This is a genomic window from Enterococcus sp. DIV1937 (assembly GCF_050535975.1).
Lineage (GTDB): Bacteria > Bacillota > Bacilli > Lactobacillales > Enterococcaceae > Enterococcus > Enterococcus faecalis.
Map to the genome: position 1 here is coordinate 1,665,776 of NZ_CP172909.1, position 15,955 is coordinate 1,681,730.

The 15,955-nt window shown below is 37.6% G+C and carries 19 protein-coding genes and 1 other RNA gene; 5 read left to right on the forward strand and 15 right to left on the reverse strand.

Annotated elements, in window-relative coordinates; all coding sequences use genetic code 11:
• Window position 1 precedes the first annotated feature (1 nt).
• From IGL13_RS08080 to IGL13_RS08100, 5 genes are all read right to left on the reverse strand, one after another.
• Entirely contained in the window at window positions 2-2,215 is a 2,214-nt protein-coding gene (locus IGL13_RS08080; RefSeq protein ID WP_002357079.1) for a RelA/SpoT family protein, read from the reverse strand.
• 214 nt (window positions 2,216-2,429) lie between these two features.
• The gene (locus IGL13_RS08085; protein WP_002378439.1) at window positions 2,430-3,182 is read right to left on the reverse strand and encodes a 16S rRNA (uracil(1498)-N(3))-methyltransferase; all 753 of its coding nucleotides are present in this window, start codon (window positions 3,180-3,182) and stop codon (window positions 2,430-2,432) included.
• Between the two features lies 1 nt (window position 3,183).
• Entirely contained in the window at window positions 3,184-4,131 is a 948-nt protein-coding gene (prmA, locus tag IGL13_RS08090) for a 50S ribosomal protein L11 methyltransferase (protein ID WP_002371999.1), read from the reverse strand.
• Between the two features lie 15 nt (window positions 4,132-4,146).
• A complete protein-coding gene (locus tag IGL13_RS08095) occupies window positions 4,147-4,632 on the reverse strand; it encodes a DUF3013 family protein (protein ID WP_002388170.1) in 486 nt (161 codons plus the stop codon).
• Entirely contained in the window at window positions 4,589-5,266 is a 678-nt protein-coding gene (locus IGL13_RS08100; protein WP_002364174.1) for a DNA-3-methyladenine glycosylase, read from the reverse strand. Before IGL13_RS08100 ends, IGL13_RS08095 begins: the two co-directional genes overlap by 44 nt.
• Window positions 5,267-5,394: 128 nt before the next feature.
• Here IGL13_RS08100 and IGL13_RS08105 point away from each other — a divergent pair, with 128 nt between their 5' ends.
• The 5 genes from IGL13_RS08105 to IGL13_RS08125 all read left to right on the forward strand — a co-directional run bounded on the left by IGL13_RS08105 (window position 5,395) and on the right by IGL13_RS08125 (window position 8,070).
• Window positions 5,395-6,672 carry a replication-associated recombination protein A gene (locus tag IGL13_RS08105; RefSeq protein WP_002360030.1) on the forward strand — a complete coding sequence of 426 codons (1,278 nt, stop codon included), beginning with the start codon at window positions 5,395-5,397 and terminating at the stop codon, window positions 6,670-6,672.
• 72 nt (window positions 6,673-6,744) lie between these two features.
• Window positions 6,745-6,938: non-coding RNA, 6S RNA (gene ssrS / locus IGL13_RS08110), on the forward strand.
• A 7-nt stretch (window positions 6,939-6,945) separates the two neighbouring features.
• Window positions 6,946-7,278: a hypothetical protein gene (locus IGL13_RS08115; protein WP_002357068.1), complete on the forward strand. Its 333-nt coding sequence runs from the start codon at window positions 6,946-6,948 to the stop codon at window positions 7,276-7,278.
• Between the two features lie 61 nt (window positions 7,279-7,339).
• Window positions 7,340-7,582, forward strand: a complete 243-nt coding sequence (locus IGL13_RS08120) for a hypothetical protein (protein WP_409360315.1) — start codon at window positions 7,340-7,342, stop codon at window positions 7,580-7,582.
• 14 nt (window positions 7,583-7,596) lie between these two features.
• The gene (locus IGL13_RS08125) at window positions 7,597-8,070 is read left to right on the forward strand and encodes a universal stress protein (RefSeq protein WP_002357065.1); all 474 of its coding nucleotides are present in this window, start codon (window positions 7,597-7,599) and stop codon (window positions 8,068-8,070) included.
• Between the two features lie 111 nt (window positions 8,071-8,181).
• Here IGL13_RS08125 and IGL13_RS08130 read toward each other — a convergent pair whose 3' ends face one another.
• The 10 genes from IGL13_RS08130 to IGL13_RS08175 all read right to left on the reverse strand — a co-directional run bounded on the left by IGL13_RS08130 (window position 8,182) and on the right by IGL13_RS08175 (window position 15,857).
• Window positions 8,182-9,369, reverse strand: coding sequence for an acetate/propionate family kinase (locus IGL13_RS08130; protein WP_002357064.1), 1,188 nt, complete (start codon window positions 9,367-9,369; stop codon window positions 8,182-8,184).
• A gap of 24 nt (window positions 9,370-9,393) precedes the next feature.
• Complete coding sequence (locus IGL13_RS08135) at window positions 9,394-10,401, reverse strand: class I SAM-dependent methyltransferase (protein ID WP_002357063.1); 1,008 nt, start codon at window positions 10,399-10,401, stop codon at window positions 9,394-9,396.
• A gap of 128 nt (window positions 10,402-10,529) precedes the next feature.
• On the reverse strand, window positions 10,530-10,883 hold the full coding sequence (gene comGG, locus IGL13_RS08140; RefSeq protein WP_002362054.1) for a competence type IV pilus minor pilin ComGG: 354 nt from the start codon (window positions 10,881-10,883) through the stop codon (window positions 10,530-10,532).
• Window positions 10,883-11,317 (reverse strand): competence type IV pilus minor pilin ComGF, encoded by a 435-nt coding sequence (gene comGF, locus IGL13_RS08145; protein WP_002378441.1) that lies wholly within the window; start codon window positions 11,315-11,317, stop codon window positions 10,883-10,885. Before comGF ends, comGG begins: the two co-directional genes overlap by 1 nt.
• On the reverse strand, window positions 11,307-11,633 hold the full coding sequence (locus tag IGL13_RS08150) for a type II secretion system protein (protein ID WP_430604578.1): 327 nt from the start codon (window positions 11,631-11,633) through the stop codon (window positions 11,307-11,309). The genes comGF and IGL13_RS08150 overlap by 11 nt, the downstream gene beginning before the upstream one ends.
• Complete coding sequence (gene comGD, locus IGL13_RS08155) at window positions 11,599-12,045, reverse strand: competence type IV pilus minor pilin ComGD (protein WP_002366895.1); 447 nt, start codon at window positions 12,043-12,045, stop codon at window positions 11,599-11,601. Before comGD ends, IGL13_RS08150 begins: the two co-directional genes overlap by 35 nt.
• Window positions 12,042-12,317, reverse strand: a complete 276-nt coding sequence (gene comGC / locus IGL13_RS08160) for a competence type IV pilus major pilin ComGC (protein WP_002356991.1) — start codon at window positions 12,315-12,317, stop codon at window positions 12,042-12,044. Before comGC ends, comGD begins: the two co-directional genes overlap by 4 nt.
• A complete protein-coding gene (comGB, locus tag IGL13_RS08165) occupies window positions 12,317-13,363 on the reverse strand; it encodes a competence type IV pilus assembly protein ComGB (protein WP_430604579.1) in 1,047 nt (348 codons plus the stop codon). The genes comGC and comGB overlap by 1 nt, the downstream gene beginning before the upstream one ends.
• Window positions 13,320-14,288, reverse strand: a complete 969-nt coding sequence (comGA, locus tag IGL13_RS08170; protein WP_002364362.1) for a competence type IV pilus ATPase ComGA — start codon at window positions 14,286-14,288, stop codon at window positions 13,320-13,322. Before comGA ends, comGB begins: the two co-directional genes overlap by 44 nt.
• A 240-nt stretch (window positions 14,289-14,528) precedes the next feature.
• Entirely contained in the window at window positions 14,529-15,857 is a 1,329-nt protein-coding gene (locus IGL13_RS08175; protein ID WP_002360022.1) for an APC family permease, read from the reverse strand.
• Between the last annotated feature and the right edge of the window lie 98 nt (window positions 15,858-15,955).

Consider the following 15,955-nt stretch of genomic DNA (forward strand, 5'->3'; position numbering starts at 1 on the left):
CTTACCCATTGGTTCGACGAACACTATAAACATCTGGTACACTTTTAATTTTGTCAACGATGGTTTTTAAATGAGAAAGGTTTTGAATTTTCACAGTGACATGAATCTGGGCCATCTTATCTTTGGATGGACGAGCTTCAACGCCAACTAAATTTTTTGTCATCGAACTAATGACTTGTAAAACATCACTCAGTAAGCCACTACGATCATAGCCGTAAATCTCCAAATCGGCAGCGTATTCTTTGCGACTGTGCTCGGTATCTTCCCACTCAACTTCAATTAGACGTTGTGCTAGTTCTTCTTGATGTTGTACGTTAGGACAGTCCGCACGATGAATTGAAACGCCACGTCCTTTGGTAATGTAACCAACGATTTCATCACCAGGCACTGGATTACAACAGCGGCTTAAACGAATCAATAGGTTGTCCACCCCTTGAATCACGATGCCGCCTTCATGACGAACTTTCATTTTTTCTGATTCTTTTTTAGCTGGCTGATTTAACAACTCTTCTGCTTCTTGACGTTGGCGTTCCAACTCTTGTTCGCGGCGTTCTTTTTCTGTTAAACGATTGCACACTACTTGCGCACTTACTTCGCCATAACCTACTGCCGCAAATAAATCATCTTCCGTTTGAAATTTGAATTTATCTAGCACTTCCGCCATTTTATTCTTCGTTAAAAATTCTTTTGGTGTAAAGCCGATTTCTGTCATGTATTTAATGACAGCATCATGCCCTTTAATAATATTATCTTCACGGTCTTGTTCTTTAAAGAAACGTTTGATTTTATTTTTAGCTTTACTTGTTTTAACCATTTTCAACCAGTCGCGACTAGGTCCGAAAGAATTCGGTGATGTTAGGACTTCAATAATATCCCCATTTTTTAGGACATAGTCTAACTGTACCATTTTGCCGTTGACCTTCGCACCGGTTGTTTTATTCCCAATTTCAGTATGGATACTGTAAGCAAAATCTAGTGGTCCGGAGCCTTTTGGCAGTTCGGTTACATCTCCACTTGGCGTAAAGACATAGACTTTGTCGCTAAAAATGTCTTCTTTCACACCTTGCATAAATTCAGAAGCATCATAGCTTTCATCTTGTAATTCAATAATTTCATGGAACCAATCGACTTGCTTCGTCAGTTCATCTGTTTCAATTTTTTCCGCTTTGCCTTCTTTATAGGCCCAGTGAGCCGCCACCCCAAATTCGGCGATTTGGTGCATCTCATGGGTCCGAATTTGGACCTCTACTGGATTCCCTTTTGGCCCAATAACTGTCGTATGGATAGATTGATACATATTCGCTTTTGGCATAGCAATATAATCTTTAAAGCGACCTGGCATTGGTGTCCAACGTGTATGAATCGCCCCTAACACGGCATAGCAATCTTTAATGGAATCGACAATAACACGAATGGCTAATAAGTCATAGATTTCATTAAATTGTTTCTTTTGGTCCTTCATTTTACGATAGATTGAATAAATATGTTTTGGTCGACCATATATTTCTGCGTAAATTTCTAAATCTTCCGTAGCTAAACGAATATCTTCGACTGCTTCTGCCACATAAGCTTCACGTTCATCGCGTTTGCTTTGCATCAAATTAACAATTCGATAGTATTGGTTGGGGTTAATATAACGTAAGGCAGTATCTTCTAATTCCCATTTAATTCGACTAATCCCTAAGCGATGTGCTAAAGGCGCATAAATTTCTAAAGTTTCTTGTGCAATCCGTCGTTGCTTATCTTCACGTAAATGTTTTAATGTGCGCATATTGTGCAAACGATCGGCTAGTTTCACCATAATGACCCGTAAATCTTGCGCCATTGCCAATAACATTTTCCGATGATTTTCAGCTAATTGTTCTTCATGAGATTTATATTTAATTTTTCCTAGTTTCGTTACGCCATCGACTAACATTGCGATGTCTTCGCCAAATTCTTCTTTTAAATCGTCCAGTGTTACGTCCGTATCTTCGACAACATCATGTAAAAATCCTGTTGCTACAGTATGGGGATCCATATGTAATTCAGCCAGAATGCCTGCCACTTGAATCGGATGGATGATGTAAGGTTCACCTGATTGTCGGACTTGACCTTCGTGTGCTTTTTCAGCATAAGTTAATGCTTTTTGAACCAACTCAACATGTTCTGGTCCCATATAGGTACTTACAATTTTGATGACCGCTGGGCCTGTCAGTATTTCTTCTTTTGGCATGGTATTCACTCCTCTATGAAGGTGACCTTTGGATAAAGAACACTTCGTTCACGTTTTATCTATTTTAATAAAAAAGAAAAGTACCACTTGAAACAGTAGCACTTTCAACAACTCTATTATACTAAATTTCCCTTAAATTTCAATCACTGTCGCTTTTTTACTCTCTGTTTATTCAAAGAGAATGCCTACAAGAATTTTACAGGCGGGCTTTCGTTTAATTTAAAAGTTCCATTTGGTAGCTAACCGCACTTAAAAGATACAACGGTGCTGTTTCTGCTCGTAAAATTCTCGGACCCAACCCGCAAAGTTTCGCCCCAGCCTGCAGAAATTGTTCAATTTCTTGCGGTGCAAAGCCACCTTCAGGTCCAAAGAGCACACACAAACGTGCGCCTGGCTGGCAAGTGGATAATACTTGTGCTAATTGACTTTTTTCTCCTTGTCTTGCTGATTCTTCATACGCAACCAAGACTGTGTCATATGAGTCAAATTGCGCAATGATTTCTTGTGTTTTTTCCACCAAAGAAACACTTGGTGTCTGCTGCCGATGCGATTGCTCCGCCGCTTCTGTGGCAATTTTTTGTAATCTTTTTTCTTTGGCTGCTCTTTTTTTGTGGTCCCATTTGACAACGGAAGTTTTCGCAGGAAAGCCGATAAACTGATTTCCACCTAGCTCCGTGCCTTTTTGAACAATCCATTCTAACTTGTCCCCTTTTGGTAACCCACACGCAATCGTCACTTCAATTGGCAATTCTTTGTCCATTTCTTCTTTACTAATTTCTTTAAAGTAAACAGATGTTGAATCAATTTCCACAATCTCAGCTAAAATGGCAGTTTTATTTTGAAATACTAAATAACAACGATCATTCGGCGTCATTCGCATAACTCGCACAATATGATGATAGTTTTCATCTGCGACTTTATACAAATCTTTTTCTTGATAATCTTCTTTCATGAAATACCGTTGCATTTTACTCTTCCTCTGGTTTCTTCAAGATAATCGCATACCAATCGCCTTGATTAAAGAGTTGGTCCACCACAAACCCGACTTTCGTTAGTGCTTCTAAAACCATTGCTTTTTTATCTTCAATAATTCCAGAAATAATGAAGGTACCGTCTTGTTTTAGCAAACGCCAAGCATCTTCAATCATTAACACAATAATATCTGCCAAAATATTTGCGACGATTACATCAGCAGAATGGTCAATCCCTTTTAGTAAATCATTGGCTGACACATGAACATCGACCGCAATGGGATTTAAATCCATATTTTCTTTTGCCGCTGCAACTGCTACTTCATCTAAATCATATGCGTAGACGTCTTTAGCCCCTAAATAGCGACTTGCAATACTCAAAACACCAGAACCCGTTCCTACATCTAGAACTGTTTCGCCACCACGTAAAACAGTTTCTAAAGCTTGCAAGGTTAAACGAGTCGTTGGATGCGTGCCTGTACCGAACGCCATCCCCGGATCCAATGTGATAATTTTTTCTGCTTCATCTTGTGCGTGATAGGCTTCCCAACTTGGCACAATCGTTAAGAATCGTGTGACACGGACAGGATGATAATATTTTTTCCAAGCAGTTGCCCAGTCGCTTTCTGCTACTTCACTAATTGTCATTTCGTTTTTACCAATGGATAAGCCGTACTCAGGCAAGCGTAAAATATTTTCTTTCATAAATGGTAAAATTTCTGGTAAGAAGGTTGTTTCAGGAAAATAAGCCATCACAATCGCTCCTTCTTTAATGTGGGTGAATTGCTCTTTATCTAAAATTTCCCCATACAGATCACTTTCAAAATTTTCAATGTCCAACGCATCTTCAATGGCCACGCCACTTGCGCCAGCTTCCATCATAATGTTTGAAATTGCTTCAACTGCTTCGCTAGCCGTTTCGACTTTTACTTCTGTCCACTTCATGTTCTCACCTCTAAATTAATAACTTGGATACGCAATCCATTGTTCTTTTTCTGTTTCTGCCACTTTTTTAATCATCGCTTCAAAATCTGCTGGCTCCCAATGCAATTCAAAAACTTCCGCTGTTTCATCTGATAAAAAGTCTAACAAATCACTTTGCCCTTCATCTAAAACCACTTTTAAATAGTGAATGAATCCGTCTAAAACTGCTTTGCGTAGCCCTTTTTTTCCTTCATAAGGAATTGTGACTAAATACTCTTCGTCATCAACGACAGACTTTTGCGGATTGTAAAATAACAAACCATCTTCAAATTCAATGAATTCTTCTTCTGAAAGCGTACCATCAACATCATCAATCGCCACTTGCTCATTGTTTTCTGCATATAAACGAACAATGACTTCGATGGTATGGTTTTTGCGATCCCAATCAAGGCCTACTTCGTAATCTCCTAAGTGTTTTTCAAGTTGTTCCTCTAAGTATGTGAGCATTGTTGCTTTTTTCATTTTCTTCATCCTTCCAGCCAAAATCTATTTGGTCTACTGCTGTTCTTTTTTGTTTAGAAATATATGGATTGCCAGCCACGACGTATCTTAAAGGCAACTCTGTCCAACGACCTTTATTGGGAATCCCAATTCGTGGTAGTGCCTCAATTTTTTTCGGAAATTTTCGTTTTTCTGGCACGAGCCGTAACGAACTAGAAAAAATCGACTGCCCATATAATTGCTTATCAATTCCTAAGGCTGCAACTAATTTACCTGGTCCATTGGTCAATTCCACGCCTTGACGTCCTTGGCGATTTTCAATCATTTTGTCGACACCTTCAACAGGTTCAATCGCGCGGATCATCACCCCTTGTGGTTTGCCTTGTTCTTGTGTCACCATATTTAAAATTAAATGCGTGTGCATAGTATATAAATAAATCGTGCCTGGTTTGTCATACATGGCTTGTAAGCGTGGCGTTTTTCTCAAGCCAAAGCTATGGGCCGCCTCATCATCAGGACCTAAATAAGCTTCTGCATCCACAATGTACCCACCTAAAACGCCTGTTGCTGTTTCGTGCTCTAAATACATCCCTAACAAGTATTGTGCCACTTCTTCAGTTGTTTTTGTGTTAAAGATATTTATCGTTTCTTTCATTTCTTTCACCACTCCCTATCATACACGAAACCTTCCGCTATATCCATCTAAAACCCAAAAAACCACCAAAAAGCGAATGTACGTTCTTTATGTTATAATAAGATGATTATGAAAAAGGAGGTCCTTTTATGCAACAACCTTTAGCCTATCGAATGCGACCTCGTCACTTAGACGAAGTAGTTGGTCAACAACATTTAGTCGGCCCTGGTAAAATTATTCGTCGGATGGTCGAAGCCAAAATGCTTTCATCGATGATTCTTTATGGGCCGCCTGGCACTGGAAAAACCAGTATTGCCAGCGCAATCGCTGGTTCAACAAATTATGCCTTTCGCATGTTGAACGCGGCCACAGATACCAAAAAAGATTTACAAATCGTTGCTGAAGAAGCCAAAATGAGTGGCACAGTGATTTTACTGCTTGATGAAATTCACCGATTAGATAAAACAAAACAAGATTTTTTGCTCCCTCATTTAGAAAACGGACGAATTATTATGATTGGAGCCACTACCGAAAATCCATATATCACAATTAATCCTGCGATTCGTAGTCGTACGCAAATCTTTGAAGTAAAGCCCTTAACGGAAACAGACATTCAGCAAGCGATTCAAGAAGCCTTAACCGATAGCACACGTGGCTTAGGCGATTATCCTGTCCACTTAGAAGAAAAAGCATTACAACATTTGACACGCGCAACGAACGGTGACTTACGTAGTGCGCTAAATGGACTAGAATTAGCTGTTAAATCAACACCCAAAAATGAACAAGGCGAAATTAAGATCACCTTACCGATTATTGAAGAGTGCGTGCAACGAAAAGCCTTAACGCATGATAAAGATGGCGATGCCCATTATGACGTGATTTCCGCTTTCCAAAAGTCGATTCGAGGAAGCGATGTAGATGCTGCACTTCATTATTTGGGTCGCTTAGTTGAAGCAGGTGATTTACCGATTATTTGTCGTCGTTTAATGGTCATTGCTTACGAGGATATCGGTCTTGGGAATCCTGCGGCCGCCGCTCGGACGGTCACCGCTGTTCAAGCCGCCGAAAAGCTAGGGTTTCCAGAAGCTAGGATTCCTCTAGCCAGTGTCGTCATTGATTTATGTTTATCGCCAAAATCAAATTCTGCAGTCACAGCGATTGATGCTGCTTTGGCAGATATTCGACAAGGCTCTGTGGGAGACGTTCCTGATCATTTACGTGATGCCCACTATGCTGGAGCCAAAGAATTAAACCGTGGTATTGGTTATCAATACCCACATAATTTTGAAAACGGTTGGGTCAATCAGCAATACTTACCTGACAAATTAAAAGAGGCACGTTATTACGAACCGATTGATATTGGTAAATATGAACAAGCCTTACATCAGCAACTCAAGCGTATCCAAGAATGGAAACAGAAAAAATAACAAAATAATACGCTTTCAAAAAAAGAAACAATCTCGTTGCCGATTTTGAGAGAGTATGCTATTATAAAGATGGTAAATCTGTGATGTACGCGTTGTCCTTTCACTGTGTTGACCGAACATTTTTATTGATATCTAGGGATCCTGCTTGTATCAAAGTTGGTAACATGCCTTTTCTTTTGGTAGTTCAATACTGCGATCGAGGAACCCACCTGCTTATCTTGCGGGTTCAATACTCTAGGACGATTACCGGCATCGACGGATTTTACCATTTTTATGAAGATTTCTAAACAATTTGCTCTGGCAAGTTGTTTTTTTTTGGAGGACAAGATGATTCGTATACTCGTACTATTACTCGCCGTTGTCACAGGCGTAGCCAGTTATTATTTGATGAAGAAAAGTGCAGCTTTTTTACCACTCTTAAAAAAAGAAACTGCAACAGAAAGTCAACAGTTTATCGAACGTTTTGGGCGTTATTACTTGATTATCGCCATTCTAGGTGTTCTAGCGGCTATTTTTAATCGCCCGTTATTGTCAATTGGTTTTATCTTTTTTGTTTTATTACTTTCAACGTTGTTTAGTTTAACTTTTGCAAAAAAAATGTCATAAAAGACGATGAATTTAAAGAGGTCGGGACAGAAGTGTTTAACTCCTTCGGAAATAAGCCGAAATTCTCCAAAAATTAAAGAACAATTTTCGGAGAATTTCGGCTTATTTCCGAAGGAGTTGCTTCTGTTTCCGCCGTTTATCAATTTTTAAGCCTGGGACAAAAATCCAAAGTGATTTTTGTCCCAGGTTCTTTTTTACAAAAAAATGCCAATATTCAGAAAAAAAGAAGCGGTTTCAGTTTCTTTTTTTCTTTGTTTGTTTTACAATTATTATAGAAACAATTAATGACTTTTTTTTACGCTGAAAGGAGCGGTTATTATGTTACAACAATATCAAAAAATTATGATAGCAATCGATGGTTCTGACGAAGCAGACTTAGCCTTTAAAAAAGCGGTCAACGTCGCTAAACGAAACGATGCTGAATTACTATTAGCACATGTTGTTGATACGCGCTCTTTCCAATCAGTGTCCTCTTTTGATGGTGCGCTAGCAGAAGAAGCAATGTCAATGGCAAAAGAAACCTTAGACACCTACCAACAACAAGCGGTGGATATGGGACAAACAAAAGTCTCTAGCGTTCTAGCCTATGGTTCTCCTAAGAATATCATTGCCAAAGAATTACCAAAAGAATACAACATTGATTTAATTATGTTAGGAGCAACTGGATTAAATGCCGTTGAGCGTTTATTTATTGGCTCTGTCTCTGAATCAGTTATCCGTAACGCTAGCTGCGATGTTCTCGTTGTACGGACGGATTTAGACAACAAATTACCAAAAAATGAAGAAAAATAAAAAATAAAAAGAAACTGAGCCAACTATCACTTTTGATAGTTGGCTCAGTTTTTTCTTATTTACCTATTAAGCACACCTTGTGAGAGCGTCTCACAAGGTGTGTTCGTTTAATTATTTTAGACGTTCTACGTCACGGGCAATCATTAACTCTTCGTCAGTTGGTACTAATAGAAGCTTGATTTTTGAATCATCAGTTGAGATAACTGCTTCTTCACCGTGTACATTATTTTTGTCATCATCGATTTCACAACCAAACCAAGTCATGCCATCAATAATATCTTTACGAACGCCCACTGCATTTTCACCGATTCCAGCAGTAAAGACAATCGCATCAACGCCATTCATAACAGTGACATAGCTACCAATGTATTTACGAATACGATCGATAAAAATGTTGTATGCTGTTTGAACTTCAGGTTTATCTAAGTTTGATTGAATATCGCGCATGTCGCTTGATAAACCATTTGTTAAACCTAATAAACCAGATTTTTTGTTTAAAATATCAACCATGTCTTGTACATCAGTCAAGCCAAGTTTTGTCATTAAATAAGGCAATAGTGACGCATCAACATCCCCTGAACGAGTCCCCATTGTAACGCCAGCAAGAGGAGTGAAGCCCATCGATGTATCGACTGATTTACCACCATCAACTGCAGTGATTGAAGCACCATTTCCTAAGTGACAAGTGATAATTTTCAAGTCTTCAATTGGACGACCTAACATTTCTGCAGCACGTTGAGAGACATAACGATGACTTGTTCCATGTGCCCCATATTTACGTGCAGCAAATTTTTCATAGTATTCACGCGGTACACTATATAAATAGTTGTGTTCTGGCATTGTTGTGTGGAACGACGTATCAAAGACTGCCACGCTAATGATTTCTGGTAAGATATGTTTAAATGCTTTAATTCCCATTGCATTCGCTGGGTTGTGTAAAGGTGCTAATTCAGATAAAGCTTCAATTTTTTCTAATACTTCGTCTGTAATAACAACAGAATCTTTAAATTCTTCTCCACCAGCAACTACACGGTGACCAACACCAGTAATTTCATCATAAGAACCTAAAATGTTTAAGTCGATTAATTGGTCTAGTAACATTTTTACTGCCACTTCATGGTTATCAATATCAACAATTACTTCATATTTTTGTCCTTCACCATATTTAATTGTGAAGATAGAATCTTTTAAGCCAATACGTTCAACGATTCCTTTAGCGATCACTTCTTCATTTGGCATTTGGTATAATTGCCATTTTAAACTTGAACTACCTGCATTAATTGCAATTGTTTTAGACATAATTTTCTCCTCTTCGTTACTATTTTATTTTAAATTTGAAGCTTTCCAAGCTTCAAATTGTTTAAAGAACTCCGTTACTTTATTGATATCTTTCAAAGAGGCAAGTTTTGCTAACAAAACTTCCTTCACTTGCTCAGCATCTGCACCCTTGTTTTGAACAAGCAAGATACTTTTACGTGATTGTTCTGACTTAAACAATTCATCAGGTAACTGTATCATTCCTTGTAAATAGACATTTTTTGTCAACCAATTTTTAAAGAATTCACTTTGCTCAGTCTCTAAAATATTGGTCGGGATTAAGAATAAGCCAAACCCTGCTGGCTTCACGTATTTCATAGCTTGCTCCATTAATAAATGATGCGCATAACTATGGCCTTCCTCCGCAGCAGCAGCAAATCCCTTTGCTCGCTCATCATTTGGATAATAGCCAATCGGCAAGTCACTTAATGCTAAATCAACTGGATCCAATAACAAATCTTGCAATCCGTCTTGATGGAACAACTGAATATTAGCTTGTGACCAAGCATTGTTCACAGAAGATACCGCCAAAAGTGTTTCATCGATATCCACACCATAACCAGAAACTTTGTAACCAGCTGTTTCAAGGTTTAGCAGAACCGTTAACAGTAAATTTCCCATTCCTGAAGCAGGATCTAAAATTTTTAATGGCTCTGATTTATTTGTTAATTGTTCTACTAAATAAACAAACAAAAAGCCAATACCGTCTGGCGTCAATTGATGATTTGCTTGAAGCTGCTCTTTTCTCGTTCCTTTTAACAAAAGTAATTGGGACAAGCGTCGCACATCTTCAGGAGCTAAATCAATTTTTTTAATCGTATGATACAGCGTTTCTAATTGTTTCACTGTCTCTGGATTAGGTACTCCGTCAAGTACTCGTACTTGAAAATCATCTAAAATATTTTCACCATTTTCAATATACGCATCTAAAAAAGAAGTATCCAATGACTGTTGCAATAACTGGATTGCTTGTTCCATTGGCTCGAAAGCCTCTTCAATTTTTTCTGGGAACAAATTAGCACCTCTATTCTATTCAAAATGTAACAACTTCCATACCTGTTTTATTTTAACGAAAAAAGAAAGAATAATCAATGCCTTTACTGTCTTTCTTCTAAAATCTAATAATTTGTAGAAAAACAACGCTATTCCAGCATTGTTTCCGCTTTTTTTTGATGAGAAACTCTCTCTTGATATTGGTATTTTCGACCAGATTTGTTTAATAAAACAGTTATTCTTAATTGTTCATTTTTATATGTATAATCGAGGGTTACTTGCTCGTACATGAGCTTTTCTTCTGTTTTTAACTTTCGTCTATTTTGTTTAACATCTGCAAGAAATAAATGAAGGATACTTTTCCCTGCATAGTATTCCTGGGTAGCTTGCGTAAATTTTTGTGTTAACTGACGTTCTTCTAGTAACTGAAGGGCGAGAAAACTCATCAAATAAACAAAGGCCATGGCCGTGAACAATAAGTTTCCTGAATATTTTTGCCTCATTAAAATTCTCCCTTTATCGGAAAAAAACTATCAAATGTTTTTCCAGAAGTAAAAGTAACTTCCAAAGTAAACGATTGTCCTTCATTTTTAAACTGTCCATTTTTGATACCAATTAACAGCGGTTGATAGCCTTTACCATTGACTCGCTTAATAATTTTATCTTCTTTGATTTGAATTAAAATAGTCTTGTTTGTTTCTGAGTCGAGGAAAGAAATCTCTTGAGCAGAGCCTGTTTGGAAAACGAGCTTTTGACATTCTTTTTCTAATTGAATTAAAAATATATGCCAGGATTTCGAATCATTGTTTTTCAAATATTGATTTCCGATAAAACTTTGTTGAATCATCAACTGAAACAATTGACACATACAACTTAAAACGACTAGTGCCACTAAACACTCTAACATTGTAAAACCCGCATATTTTTTATTGACCAATCAAAATCGCTCCTCTTGAATCTGTGACTTTTAGTATCCTTCTTCCCTCGTTCTCCATCAAAGAAAATCGGTAAGTTTCTCCTTGATATATCCGCTCTTTGAAACGTAAATCACCCGTCTGCTCTAAAAATAAAATTGCTTCGCATCCTAGACGAGTGCGCGTTAATTCTTGCTCCCGTTGATAATTTTGCTGAATTAATTGTGTAATAGTCAGGGAGAATATCCCTGCTATCACACATACAATACTAAAACTAACGAGACTCTCTAATAAAATAAAACCGCTATAAATAGTTAATTTTCTTCGTATATTTGCCACTCCCCATCTGAAATTGTAAAATAAGTTGCTGTTTCTTTTCAGTCCAAGTAAAAATATATTTCACTAAACGGCCATTGTTCCCTGACGAATGAAGAAAACTGAGTTTGCTTGGGCCACTCACTGTCATTTTTTCAGGTACAGCTAGCGAAGTCCTTCGAGCTGATTGGTTCAATTTATCAGGAAATGAAAAGCTTTGTTGTTCTTCAAAAAACCAAACTTCTTGTGTTTCCTCTAAAACAATTGCTTGCTGTTGCGCAAAACGAAGTTGTTTTTCTACCGTAGCAAGAAACTGTTCAATTTTTAATGTTTCTTGCCAGCGGTGAATAGCAAGTGTTGGGAGCATAGTCATAAAGCAAACAATCGTTAAACTAGCAAGTGTTTCCATTAATGTGAATCCTGCTGACTTGTTCATTGCTTTTCTGCTGTATATTTATCTAACTGCTCTTTAGTAATGTAGCCTTCGTTGACTAATTCATTTAAGGAAGGCGTCTTATTTTTTTCTAGTGTGTAGAGCTCGATTTGTGATTCTACAATTTTTACGATTGCTTCATTGCCTTTTTTATCAACTGTTTCTTTATGTTTCGCTAAGTTAGGAACAAAAAGTAAAATCAATACGGAAATAATCAATAAGACAATCAACATTTCTAATAATGTAAACCCTGCGTATTTTTGTTTCTTTTTCATTATAAAACTCCTTCCATATTGCCATAAATAGGCAGCAACATTGCCCCATAGACACCGATAATTAAACAAGCAATTATGATAAAAATAAATGGTTGAACAAGGGTAATGACTCGTTCGATTTTTTTGAAAAAACCTTGGAAACAGACATTACTATAAACCATCAACTCCTTGCCTAATTTTCCTTTTACTTCCCCTTGTTGAATCATTAAACCCAATGCTTTCGTAAAAAAAGGATAAGCAGCTAATTGTCTATATAAGGTTTCACCAACTAGCAGTCCTTCACTAATTGCTCCAGCTAATTCTTTCATTAAGGGGTAATTGGTTGTATGGCGCATCAAATCGATGACCTCTTTCATTTCTAATCCTTGCGCAAGCAACTTCCCCCATTCTAGTGCAAAAAAAGCACTGACGTATTCCCGATAAAGGCCACGGATAATTGGCAGTTTCAGATATACGAAGGCCCGCTGAATAGCAGACTGATGCTTCAAATAACGGTTTAAAATGAAGAAACTAAATGAGAGGACAAAAACTAAGGTAACCAGAATGTATGGACTGTAAACAATCAGAAGAATCCCAATATTTTTAGAATAACTATTGGCATCATTTTCCATTAATTGGGGCAATAAAAATTGCCGGATACCAACAATGACGAGAATCAAAAAAACAATCAGGAGCAGCGGGTAACTAATTATTTTATAGAACTGTTGCCGATATTTTTCCGTTTGAAAAAAATGTTCGGAAATCGCTTGTAGTGTCCCTACCAAATCCCCGTGTGCAGTAGCAAACGACAATTGTGCCGAGACCATTGTTGAAAACCCTAATTCTTCGACTAAAGCTTGTAAGGCAATGCCTGAGGAAAAGCCTTCAACTAAAAAAGTTATACTGTGCTGAGGTAAGGCGTTTGATTTTTTCATGAAGGAAAAACTTTCTTGTATATTAAAACCATTTGCAAGCAAATCCGCTAATAGTTTCAGAAAAAGCTGCTGTTGTTTTTTCGTTAATTTATTCGATGGCTTGAAAATACGTTTTTTCTGTAATAAACCCATACGCCCACGCCTTTCTTAGATTCTTTTGCCAACTACTCTTTATAACAGCTTCCTTAAAGAAGAAATAATCATAAAGAATTCCCGCTACTTGTTCCTTATTAATCGTGGTTGTCAAAATCTGTTGATAAATGATACCTTGCAAGCATTCAGCCAATTCATGCTCTGGGCCACCTAATTCTATCAAACGCCGTTGCACCCCCAATAAGTTACGGGCGTGAATTGTCGCAAAAATAGTATGACCCGTTAAGGCGGCTCGAATAACTGCTTGAGCCGTCTCGCCATCACGAATTTCACCAATAATCAAAATATCAGGATGATGGCGTAAGCAAACTTTTATCAAGGCTTCGTACGTTAACTGAATTTTTTCATTTGTTTGCAACTGTAAAAACTGCTTTTCCTCAATTTCAACAGGATCCTCAATCGCTATCACTTGTTGTTCGCCACTTCTTTGTTTAGCCACACGATACATGGTTGTTGTTTTCCCAGAACCAACTGGTCCACTGAATAAATAAAGTCCTCGTTTCTGACAAGATGCTTCAATTTCATTCAGCTGGTGGGGAAAGAAAAAATGTTCAGCTTGTTCACCAAATCGGTGCAAAAAACGAATTACCAAGCTCTCTCGATTCTGAAAATCTCCCACAGATGATAAACGCAAGCGTTGCTTCGTCTCGCCAATTAGATAAGTTGTCGCGCCTAATTGTGCTTTTCGTCTTTCTCCGACATCCATGCCGCCTATAAATTTAAAGTGGAAAATTAACTTTTCGCCTATTTCTGCGGAAACTTGTGTGTAAAGTGTCCGTTGCATCCCTGTCCGAAAAGAGATGGCTATTTCGGTATCATTGGGTAAAAAATAAACGTCTTGCGCCCCATGAAGGACGCCCCATTCAATTAATTGATGAGCTAATTTTTTTACATTTTCAGTCATTCATTTCCTCCTCTCACTAATAAACTACGCATTTATTTTATGATTTCAGCAAAAAAAAGAACCTTCACCAATAAGATGAAGGTTCTTTTTTTGAAGTTTGCGCTGTCCATCTATCTTCCCCAAAATAGTGGAACTCCTAGACACTTAATATTATACTAAAAAAATCTTGCGTTTAGTTTTCAAAAATTTCTCTGAATCACAAAATTTTTGAGAAAAACTATCAGAATCAGATCGGATCGTTTACGTTTTTGGCTTCGTTTTTTGTTTATTAACTAAATAAACTGGAATTCCTAGAAGCGTAATCCCTATACCAATCAATGCAAGAATAGGCTGTGTAATACTTGTTGTAACCAAGATGAAGATACCACCTAGACTTGCGATAATTGGAATAATTGGATAGCCAGGAACTTTATACGGTCGTTTTAATTCAGGTTCTCGTTTTCTTAAAATAAAAACGGCTAAGAAAATTAATAGATTAAACAGCCACATAACAAAAACTAACATATCCGTCAATAAATCGAAGGTCCCGAAAAACATCATGATAATGGCTACAGCTAACTGGAAAATTCCAGCAACATAAGGAACAACAAAGCGTTTAGACAACTTTTGAAACTGACGACTAAAAGGCATCAGATTATCTAAGGCTAAGGCATAAGGAATCCGAATCCCTGTCATTGTGTAGCCGTTTAACGCACCATATACAGAGATTAAAATCCCAATAGTTACGATTTTGCCACCAATTGGTCCAAAAATAGCCACAGAAGCATCCGAAGCTGCATTCAAATTCCCAGCGATTTGCTCAATTGGTAATGTTTTTAGAAACACAAAATTAATTAAGGCATAAATTAAAGTAATCAATAACAAACCAAAAATAATGGCTTTAGGCAAATCTCTTTCTGGTCGCTTCATTTCACCAGCCACGTTACCCACACCTAGCCAGCCATCATAAGCAAACATGGTGGCGACTAAGGCGCCACTAAAAGCAACTAAAAAGCCAGTATTCGCTGTTGTTTCAACAGGAAAAAGTGAAACAGCTACCTGTCCGGGAGTAAATAATCCTACTAAAGAAATCAAGGCAATTGGAATCAGTTTTACTACCAATGTCGTGGATTGGACCAAAGAAGCAATTTTTGTTCCTAATAAATTAATTACGGTGATACTAGTTCCCGCAAGAATGGCAATTGGAATCAATAAATTTGCCGATAAATGAAACAAATTGATTAGTTGTGTACTAAAAATAATGGATAACGCCGAAATGTTGGCAGGATAATAAATGATACTTTGTGCCCACCCTAAAAGAAAACCAGCTAATTTACCATATGTATATTCAATATACTTCACTGCGCCACCTGTTTCAGGGATTGCTGTAGCAAGTTCGGCGCTGGTTAATCCTGCACAAATGGTTAAGGCACCACCTAACACCCAAGCAAAAATAGCTAAACTAGCTGACTGTGCGTGTCCAACGACACTCGCAGCTTTAAAGAAAACACCAGCGCCAATCACCGTACCCATTACCGTGGATAACGCACCAAACGTTGTTATCTCTCTTTTTAATTGCTTTTTCTCCATAGACTCCCTCATTTCATTTAAACTAAACAAGCGTAACAAAATTTCACTTTCTTGAAAAGATAACGAAAATAATAGCTGTTTTCATGAAAAATTCTGTG